The sequence below is a fragment of the Oleiphilus sp. HI0125 genome (assembly GCF_001635355.1).
In genome coordinates, this window is the sequence record NZ_LWGF01000697.1 from 1 (window position 1) to 928 (window position 928).

Here is a 928-nt window from a genome sequence, read left to right on the forward strand (position 1 = left end):
TTCAAAAGTATAGAAATGTTTTTAGCTATTAAAGTAACTAAATATTATTAGTTGGTATAAGTCAGTTTTTACCTTTGTATGAGCTTGCTTTGAAAGTTTTCAAAATGTTGCGGGTTTACCCTTAAACGTTTGTTTGTGTTGGGATTGTATTATGAATGTCTTTGTTTCTTGCCCTAGGGGTATGCAGTATCTTCTGGAAAAGGAGCTAAACACCTTAGGTTTGATGTCGTGCAAGCCGGTCTCTGCAGGTGTCGAGCTAAGCGCGGAGCTAGATCAGGTCTACACAATATTGCTTTGGTCTCGCATAGCGAACAGGGTGTTTGTTGAGCTGGCAAGCGGAAAAATCGATAAAGCAGAAGATGTATATAGTCACGCTGCGCGTATTCCGTGGCAATCTCATTTTGGGGTCGATAATACATTTTCTGTTAACTTCTCAGGCACGAATAAGCACATAACAAATTCCGCCTTTGGCGCTCTCAAGGTCAAGGACGCTATTGTTGATTATTTTCGTGATGTTGTTGGAGAGCGGCCAAATGTCGATAAAGATAATCCTCAAATTAGGGTGGCTGCTAAGTTAAGTAAAGGTGTGCTCAGCATCAGCTTGGATTTGTCGGGGGAAAGTCTCCATAAGCGTGGATATCGAATAGACAAGGGCGCTGCGCCATTACGCGAGAATGTTGCGGCTGCATTACTGGTGCAAACAGGTTGGGGAGATGTCTGCTCAGATAATGCTTCGTTTTTGGATCCCATGTGCGGTTCGGGAACATTCTGTATCGAGGCTGCTTTGATGGCGATGGATTGTGCCCCTGGATTATCTCGTGAAGAGTGGGGCTTTGATTATTGGGTCAAGCATGATTCACGTAAATGGGGGGCGTTGGTCGCGTCAGCCAATGAGCGCGCAACAACTGGTAGAGAAGCGTTTGATAAT

General features: G+C 44.3%; 1 protein-coding gene. It reads left to right on the top strand.

Annotated elements, in window-relative coordinates; all coding sequences use genetic code 11:
* Positions 1–151: 151 nt before the first annotated feature.
* Positions 152–928: THUMP domain-containing protein (locus A3762_RS10085; RefSeq protein ID WP_231878783.1), on the top strand; the 777-nt coding region annotated here is incomplete at its 3' end.